Source organism: Bradyrhizobium sp. MI1.3 (genome assembly GCF_055811695.1).
Map to the genome: position 1 here is coordinate 1 of NZ_JBVVPQ010000137.1, position 8,060 is coordinate 8,060.

8 protein-coding genes and 1 pseudogene are annotated in these 8,060 nt (G+C 57.9%); 7 read left to right on the forward strand and 2 right to left on the reverse strand.

The window, feature by feature from the left end; genetic code table 11:
* Window positions 1-163: 163 nt before the first annotated feature.
* Window positions 164-337, reverse strand: coding sequence for a hypothetical protein (locus tag AC0L3A_RS39360; protein WP_473256424.1), 174 nt, complete (start codon window positions 335-337; stop codon window positions 164-166).
* Window positions 338-805: 468 nt separating this feature from the next.
* Here AC0L3A_RS39360 and AC0L3A_RS39365 point away from each other — a divergent pair, with 468 nt between their 5' ends.
* The 7 genes and pseudogenes from AC0L3A_RS39365 to AC0L3A_RS39395 all read left to right on the forward strand — a co-directional run bounded on the left by AC0L3A_RS39365 (window position 806) and on the right by AC0L3A_RS39395 (window position 6,933).
* The gene (locus tag AC0L3A_RS39365) at window positions 806-1,183 is read left to right on the forward strand and encodes a septum site-determining protein MinC (protein WP_473256425.1); all 378 of its coding nucleotides are present in this window, start codon (window positions 806-808) and stop codon (window positions 1,181-1,183) included.
* A gap of 19 nt (window positions 1,184-1,202) precedes the next feature.
* On the forward strand, window positions 1,203-2,018 hold the full coding sequence (minD, locus tag AC0L3A_RS39370) for a septum site-determining protein MinD (RefSeq protein ID WP_473256426.1): 816 nt from the start codon (window positions 1,203-1,205) through the stop codon (window positions 2,016-2,018).
* A complete protein-coding gene (gene minE / locus AC0L3A_RS39375) occupies window positions 2,015-2,296 on the forward strand; it encodes a cell division topological specificity factor MinE (RefSeq protein WP_473256427.1) in 282 nt (93 codons plus the stop codon). The genes minD and minE overlap by 4 nt, the downstream gene beginning before the upstream one ends.
* Window positions 2,297-2,792: 496 nt before the next feature.
* A complete protein-coding gene (gene ftsZ / locus AC0L3A_RS39380) occupies window positions 2,793-4,292 on the forward strand; it encodes a cell division protein FtsZ (RefSeq protein ID WP_473256428.1) in 1,500 nt (499 codons plus the stop codon).
* 436 nt (window positions 4,293-4,728) lie between these two features.
* Complete coding sequence (locus tag AC0L3A_RS39385) at window positions 4,729-4,962, forward strand: hypothetical protein (protein WP_473256429.1); 234 nt, start codon at window positions 4,729-4,731, stop codon at window positions 4,960-4,962.
* Window positions 4,963-5,340: 378 nt separating this feature from the next.
* Window positions 5,341-6,512 (forward strand): annotated as a pseudogene (locus AC0L3A_RS39390) (IS3 family transposase).
* Window positions 6,513-6,624: 112 nt separating this feature from the next.
* Window positions 6,625-6,933, forward strand: a complete 309-nt coding sequence (locus AC0L3A_RS39395) for a hypothetical protein (protein WP_473256430.1) — start codon at window positions 6,625-6,627, stop codon at window positions 6,931-6,933.
* 493 nt (window positions 6,934-7,426) lie between these two features.
* Here the strand turns inward: AC0L3A_RS39395 and AC0L3A_RS39400 are convergent, their stop codons facing one another.
* Window positions 7,427-7,801, reverse strand: a complete 375-nt coding sequence (locus tag AC0L3A_RS39400) for a PilZ domain-containing protein (RefSeq protein ID WP_473256431.1) — start codon at window positions 7,799-7,801, stop codon at window positions 7,427-7,429.
* Window positions 7,802-8,060: the final 259 nt, after the last annotated feature.

An 8,060-nucleotide genomic window follows, 5' to 3' on the forward strand; every position in this document is an offset into this window, starting at 1 on the left:
GGGGCAAATGATTGCGGGGTGGGTCTACCCTCCCTCCTGTTAATTCAGGCTTCCCAGCCGCACCCCGCATCCCGGCGCGGAGACAATCAAAAAATAATATAGCACATCCCGCGCGCGCCGCCTGATACCATTTGTCCAACGGCAATTCCCACTTCCTTGAATGCTAAGGGGTGAGCGCCCCAATCGCGGCGTCGGCCTCTTCTTCCCCCGCGAGGGCGTATTGCGGGCGGACATAGCCGCCACGGCAGCGGAACGGAGGTTTAGCCGGAGTGCCGAACAGATCGATCTGCCCGATCAGCTGCGCCAGTTCCGGTAGCGGTTCGCTCTCGCCGCGCACATACGGATTCGCACTGCGATCATGGTCCGCGCCGGTAGGAAAGTTCGGTCCTGATAAAGATCAGCCATCTCGAAGATGCATCCCGTTGGGAGGCCGCGCCGATCACCGAGCCATGACAAACGAATGGCCCTGCCAGATCACAAAACAATATTGTGAGCGCCTTCGCCCCTGCTTACCGTATCTCGGTTACAGAGGGCGCCGAGAAGGCAAACCCCAATGCCAGAACCGAGACGACGCTTCGGACGATCGTCGGCCGTGCCTTGTGCCTTCAGGCTCTCCGCATGTGGCTACGACGGCTATCCGCCAAAAGCTGAGAAATTAGGGCAGTGGAGGCCATTCATACGCGAAGCAACTTCGTCACCTTAACGCACCGAAAGTAAAACCTTTCATCGCCGCCAACGCATTAACCAACTATTAACCAAGACCGGCGATCCTTAACCATTCAATAAGAACTATGAGCCGACCGCGATGGATGGGATTGCGAAGGCAACACGTCAATCTTTTCGGACGCGCAGCCGTTCTTACGTCGCGTTCATCCTTTGCCCGGTCGTTCCGATCGCAGCCCGGCTGGAAAACATAAACGCAGCCCGTGTGCTGGGTTCGGTCGCCACAGGTGCAGAGATCGTCGCCGGCGAGTCTATTCATCTTTACGGACTGCTTCGCGGCCGTGAGATGGCGGGTCCAGCGGCAACGCCACAGCGGATGTTCTGTCAAAAGATTCAAGCCGAGTGGTTGGCCGTCAACGGCTACTACCAGGCCGCGCAAGAAATAGACGTCCCCTTGTGCAATCGTCAAGCACAGGCGTGTTTGGAAGACACTAGCATAAAGATAACGCCGTTAAGCTGATTCGGTTCGGGAGATAACAATGGCCAAAGTTCTGGTTGTGACGTCTGGCAAGGGCGGCGTCGGTAAGACGACGTCAACAGCTGCGCTCGGTGTGGCGCTGGCGCAAAGGGGCGAAAAAGTTGTCGTCATCGACTTTGACGTGGGTCTGCGGAATCTCGACCTTATAATGGGGGCGGAACGACGGGTCGTGTTTGACCTCATTAATGTGGTGCAGGGCGTTGCAAAGCTCTCGCAGGCACTCATTCGCGATAAACGAATAGAAACATTGTGGTTGCTTCCTGCATCGCAGACCAGGGACAAGGATGCCCTGACCGACGAAGGGGTTGGAAATATTATCGCTGACCTGCGGACCAAATTTGACTGGATTCTCTGCGACAGCCCGGCGGGTATCGAGCGAGGGGCGTTGCTCGCGATGCGCTATGCCGATGAGGCGGTCATCGTAACCAATCCCGAAGTTTCATCGGTGCGCGACTCCGACCGTATCATTGGGATGCTTGATTCAAAGACAGTCAAGGCCGAGCGGGGCGAACGAGTAGAGAAACATCTACTGATTACCCGGTATGATTCAGCGCGCGCATCGCGTGGCGAAATGCTCAGCATCGACGATATTCTTGAAATTCTCGCGACGCCGCTGCTCGGAATCATTCCGGAGAGCCGGGAGGTTCTATTAGCGTCGAACGTTGGGTCCCCGGTTACTCTGAACAACGCCGCCAGTGCGCCGGCCCGAGCTTACACAGACGCGGTGCGTCGACTGATGGGTGAGAACGTCACGATGATCGTGCCAGGCGAGCGCAAAAGCTTGATGAATCGTTTACTCGGACGGAGGGCCGCATGATCAATTTGCTAAGGCTCATTGGTGGCCGTACTGCTTCCGCGCCTGTTGCACGGGAGCGGTTGCAGATCCTTTTGGCGCACGAACGCGGTTTGCGCGGCCAGCCTGATTTGCTGGGATTGCTGCGGGCGGAGATCCTTGCTGTGGTATCGCGGCATATCGTGGTCGATCCAGAAAAGATCACCGTCAAGATGAACAGGGGCGGGCACGTGTCGACGCTTGAAGTCGATATTGCGGTACCTAACCGTGTCGAGAGATCAGTCGCGACCGCGGCTAAATGATCGCCGGCAGCCCAGCGCAATCGCTGGCCGAGGTTCAGATCAAAAGAACCGCGAAAACGTCTGAAATTGCTCGCTTTAGGAGTGACGTGGCCCCTGGAGTCATAACCAACCTAACTTAGCCTGCGGTTATCGCCCGGTCAGGATCAGTCGATTGCCGTCCGGTTCGCTCTGGGAGAACAGCCGATGTCGGTTGAGATGCTGACATATGCCGCTCTAGCTACCCGCCTTAAAATCTCGCTAAAGGCTCTCGTTCGCTCGCCAGGGGACGTAGGTTTTGGGCGACTGCCGAGATGATGGCAACTAAGGAGACGACGGCAAGGGTTGAAGGTGAGGTGGCGGCGCTGCCGACCGGGGCCGAGTTGCCGGTTCGACTGACAGATGAAAAAGTCGCGAGCCGACTGGGAGCATCTAACCGCGACATAGTGTAAGCAGACCGCAAGGCGCATGCAGGTAGCAAATCGTGCCCCTCATTCCTGTCGAGCACCGGGAGGTAAACATGACCAATATCACAGATATTCGCGAGATGAAGGCGCGCATTGTCGTATTTGGCGTTGGCGGCGCGGGCGGTAACGCCATCAACAACATGATCGCGGCCGGTCTGCAGGGCGTCGACTTCATCGTCGCCAATACCAACGCACAGGCGCTCACCATGTCGATGGCAGGGCGCGTCGTCCAGATGGGCACTCAGGTAACCGGAGGCCTTGGTGCTGGCTCGCAGCCCGAAGTGGGGCGCGCCGCAGCGGAAGAAGCAATCGATGAGATCCGTAACCATTTGACGGGCGCGCGCATGGTATTTGTTACTGCCGGCATGGGCGGCGGTACCGGCACCGGGGCAGCGCCTATTGTCGCCAAGACCGCACGCGAGCTTGGCATTCTTACCATCGGTGTAGTCACTAAGCCATTCCACTTCGAGGGCCAACGCCGGATGCGCCTTGCCGACGCAGGCATCGCAGAGTTGCTCAAGGTCGTGGACACTCTACTGATCATCCCGAACCAAAACCTGTTTCGGATTGCCAACGAGAAGACCACGTTCACCAATGCCTTCGCTCTGGCCGATCAGGTGCTTTATTCAGGTGTGGCTTGCATCAGCGACCTTATCGTCAAGGAAGGTTTGATCAATCTCGATTTTGCCGACGTTCTCGCTATAATGCGCGAGAAGGGCAAGGCGATGATGGGCAGAGGCGAGGCTTCGGGCGAGAAGCGCGTGCTCAATGCTGCTGTGGCCGCGATCTCCAATCCCTTGATCGAGAATCCCTCGATCAAGCGCGCTAGTGGCCTCATAATCTCCATCACCGGCGGCAAGGACCTGTCGTTGTTCGAGGTTGACGAAGCCGCTACCCGCATTCGCGAAGAAGCCGACTCGGACGCCAACATCATCGTCGGCGCGTGTTTTGATGAAAGCCTCGAAGGTGTGGTCCGCGTTTCGGTGGTGGCGACCGGCATCGATAATCCCGATCCGAATTGCCAGACGCAACCGGCGGAGAGCTTACTCACAGAACTCGCCGGCAGGCTACGCAACGTCAGCCGTCACATCGCCGGCCGCATCGAGCGTAACGCACCGCTGCCGCGGCACTTAGAGAATCCGCCGGCTCTCCCAGCGGCCAACCACCCGGTAGGGCGGCCGGCAGACCCGAATGCGGAACATGCGCGCGATGCGGCTCCGGAAGGTCTCGATCGTACGGCCGCTCCTCTCCTGCGCGATATTTTATCGATGAAGACGTTCTCGCCATCCCGGCCTTCCTCCGCCGCAAGGCCAGCTGAGCGGACGCAACTCGCCTCTCAGGACGCTTCACAGAAAATAGCTCGGCTAAAAGTGGAAACTACCAGAGGTAGCTATCGAAATTCAATACGTAAGACTTGCTGCCTCAGAATGTGTCGAACGCGAGAGGTGTTGCTGCGAGGGGCGGCAACCGCGAGCCCGTGTGCTAGCGCCACTGTCGCACGGACCCTGTCGTTTCTGACAGGCGAGGAACCGCCAAGGTGTGGGCGGGCATGACCGCGACCAAAAAGACGAGGGCCGTGACTATGCCACGTTACTGCTTCGCGATTTTCCACAATAGAGAACGGGCGTCGAGACTGGAGCGCGATCGCTCTCCTGAATTTAGCGATCCAATGGAGCGCCCGTGCCGCTCGGGATATCGCCAGCGATGCCGACCACGATTACGCTAGCGGCCCTGCGAAGCTCCTGCTCGATCTGGATGCGCCGCTCCTCATGCATGTCCATCTCTGATGTGAGACAGTATGAAGCGCTGGGGTGATCTGCAAGGCCGCAACCTGACGCGACGTTCGGTTCGAACATTTCTCTAGGCGCGACTGTTGCGAGGCGATTACAGCAATTCGCGCGGTGGTTGTTAAGATGCAGAGGCTTGGAATCAAGAGATGAGAGTAGAGCGCCGGGGGGGGGTGAAGTGGATTTAGGATCTGGCGACAAGATGAAAGACCTCATGGAAAAATTGAACAAGCTCCGCGCCGATGCTGCGGATTTGGCCGTTATGAGCAGCCGAGCAAGCGACCCGCAAAAGCACGAACTCTTCCGACGCTTGGCAGATGAGCTCGCAATAGAGGCTCTTGTGCTTGAACAGGTCGTGAAGCGGCAAAGCACACGCTCAGCTCCGGTCCACATGGACAACGTGGTGCCTCTCACTGAAGGTCCTGAGCGGAACTGACCGCTTTTCCGAGCTGTGCGGATCCTGGAAATGGGCAATCCTCAGCGTCGCATTGTTGGTCGTAGTGGCCGCGGATACCTCAACACGCCACCTTGAACCCACCATAGCTGCTTGCCGATATCAGCACACATGCGCAGTCGATGACCGCGAAGGACAGCATTTCAAAGAACTGGCGCGGAGTCTCCTCGCGTATGGAACGCCTCGGCCCAACGTCCTTGACACGTCAACAACTTTGAGGCGCATTCTTGCATTTGATTTGAGGCAGTCGCAGTTCCCCGATCCTTTTAAAAAAGAACCCTGTTACCTGAAATAGACCCCGGTTTGGGACCGGAGGCTAAGTTGGAAAAGGGCCGCTCCGTTTGATAGACGGAGGGCATGATGACGAAGAAGACGAGACGGAAAATCGACGCGGCACTGAAGGCGAAGATTGCGCTGGAGGCGGTGCGGGAGCAGGCGACGGTGACCGAGCTGGCTCAATGCTATGAGGTGCACCCGAACCAGATCTATGCGTGGAAGAAACAACTTCTGGAACAGGCGGCGCGGGCCTTTGACGCGGGTGTTGGGCGGGAGAGCGAGGAAACGCGCGAACGCGAGATCGACAAGCTGCACGCCAAGATTGGGCAATTGACGGTGGATCGCGATTTTTTAGCACGGAGGTCCGGAAGATGAGCACACCGGACCGTCGAGAAATGCTCGATCGCGCCGACCAGGCGCTGTCGATCCGCCGGCAATGCATGTTGCTTGGCATCGCGCGCTCTGGGGTGGCCGCCACGGCCGGCTAACGACAACGACCTCGCCCTGATGCAGCGGCTCGACGAGCTGTTCACCGCCTGGCCATTCCTGGGCTCGCGGCGAATGATCGCGATGCTGAAGACTGAGGGGCTTCAGGTCAATCGCAAGCGTGTGCAGCGGTTGATGCGCAAGATGGGCATCGCGGCGCTGGGACCGAAGCCGAACACGACAAAGCCGGCGCCGGGCCACAAGATCTATCCCTATCTGCTGCGCAACATGACAATCGACCGGCCGAACCAGGCGTGGGCGGCCGACATCAGGTATCTGCCCATCGGGCGCGGCTTTCTCTATCTCGTCGCGATCATCGACTGGGCGAGCCGTGCGGTTCTGGCGTGGCGGCTTTGGAAGAGGCGCTGGCGAAGTACGGCACGCCGGAGATTTTCAACACCGACCAGGGCAGCCAGTTCACCAGCACGGCCTTCACCGGCGCGCTGGCGGGCGCAGGGATCAAGATCTCGATGGATGGCCGCGGCCGCTGGATGGACAACGTCTTCATCGAGCGGCTGTGGCGGTCGCTTAAGCATGAGGATATCTATCTCAAGGGCTATGCCGACGGCCGCGAGGCCAAAGCAGGGATCGCAAACTGGATCGCCTTCTACAACAATCGCCGCCTTCATCAGGCGCTCGGCTATCGCGCGCCGATGGCGGTCTGGCGCGAGCGGATGCGCACCGCGAAGGCTGTGGACATGGTGGACAACGCTGACGCGTTGAGCACATGCCCACAGCAACAGCAGCAGACAGAGTCTCTGGCAGCGTGATAGAAAGTGATCAGGAGCGGTCAGTTTCAACTAACAAATCGGCTCACGTGGTCCCGTTCCGCGGGTCCATTTCAGGTTCGCGGTCGCAAATCTCAACTTGCATCGTAATGCAATGACCATTCAATCGGTGGAGTTGCTCTCACAGATGAACTACCGAGTACAAAGAGATAATCGAAGCAGTTATCATCGCTTTAGTAAATCTGTCGACGTGCCCTTGCAGGCTATGATACTGCACAAACACGCCTTGATGGTCCAAGACCAGTGCGATAGTCGCAAGGATCGCTGCGCCAACGAACAAATATTGATCTTTGTGCGCGTGGCGAAGAGCGTAGCGCAGTCTGCTATCGACCACCTTGCCCCGGATCGTGCGGATCGCAAGTCCATGCTCGAAGACTTCGATCCTTCGAGAAACGCGGGGTAGCAGGCCTACCCTTTACTCGGTGAGCCCTAGTAGCTCGATAATCCGTTCAGCCCCCTCCTGCAAGAGTTCCAGTCGGCTGTAATAGAGGCGCCGTAGCATCATCCCGATCGTGTCTCGAACTACCCCCAGCACGGGCAGCATGCCGAGGCGAGACGCTGGACTGCCGTGAGCCAGAAAACAAGCCACGCCTCGATCAGGACGGCTGTGCAGATGCAGAGCAGCATCACGCACCGGTCAAATTCACAGCGCATGACAGTAATCGGCGGCAGGAACTTCGTTCGCGCTTTGAGGTAAAATCCAAGCACACTTGAGAAAACGGCAGTTGCCAATCGCGCATAAGGAAATCTCACGTCTGAAACAACGAGCAAATTGCTATCGAACTAACGGCTGTCCACTGGCAAAGAGCAACTTCCGACAGCATAGTGCAACCGCAGCAAATGTCGCGATCGGCCAGAAGCGACCAACAGGGGGATTCTAGCGCAAAAGGTACCTTCTATCTGGCTCCAGTCGAATAGAGGCCCGTGTTTTGGAATGCCACCCCGATGAAGTCTCCTTGTCGCCAGATGAGGCGACAAGGGTAGGTGGTGCGAACTTCATCGAAGGAAAGCGAAAACTCGGTCGGCAGAAGCGTGAGTCCATTAAGCTGAAGGCCAGCGCCTCTATTGGAGAGATCACGTACCAGGCAGGGCTCGGAGGTGATGTGTCCCGGAATTGAGAGAAAAACACCTCGCCGCACCGACTGCCTTTCAATCGACCGCCGGGAACAAGTCTTTCCTTCCCATTGACGGACCTTTTCTTGCAACTTCTTTAGCTCTCGGTACTGGCGTTCCAGACTCACGCGCTCCTCCGCTTTGTTGGCGCTTCCCACAGGTTCCGAAATGCAACAACCGCCGCGATAGTATATTAGAGCAATCCTGAGGTTGAGGGAATTCCGGACAACTACCGTTCGTGGCCCATCCCAATTTGGGCAGGGTCCTACTTAGAACAGCGTCGAAGCCCGACGGAGTCATCTAGGCCGCCAGAACCGGCGCGGCGTCGGCGCTCGGGCTGAGCAAACTGGTACGGCTGCTATCCCTGGTCCGGTTTGCGGTGCCAACGGGACAAACACGGCAATTGCAATGTCCGCC

Excerpts from the sequence above, each read along its gene's own strand:
- minD (WP_473256426.1), top strand. The coding sequence starts at position 1,203 with ATGGCCAAAGTTCTGGTTGTGACGTCTGGCAAGGGCGGCGTCGGTAAG.
- AC0L3A_RS39385 (WP_473256429.1), top strand. The coding sequence starts at position 4,729 with ATGAAAGACCTCATGGAAAAATTGAACAAGCTCCGCGCCGATGCTGCG.
- minE (WP_473256427.1), top strand. The coding sequence starts at position 2,015 with ATGATCAATTTGCTAAGGCTCATTGGTGGCCGTACTGCTTCCGCGCCT.
- AC0L3A_RS39395 (WP_473256430.1), top strand. The coding sequence starts at position 6,625 with ATGACCATTCAATCGGTGGAGTTGCTCTCACAGATGAACTACCGAGTA.
- ftsZ (WP_473256428.1), top strand. The coding sequence starts at position 2,793 with ATGACCAATATCACAGATATTCGCGAGATGAAGGCGCGCATTGTCGTA.
- AC0L3A_RS39365 (WP_473256425.1), top strand. The coding sequence starts at position 806 with ATGGATGGGATTGCGAAGGCAACACGTCAATCTTTTCGGACGCGCAGC.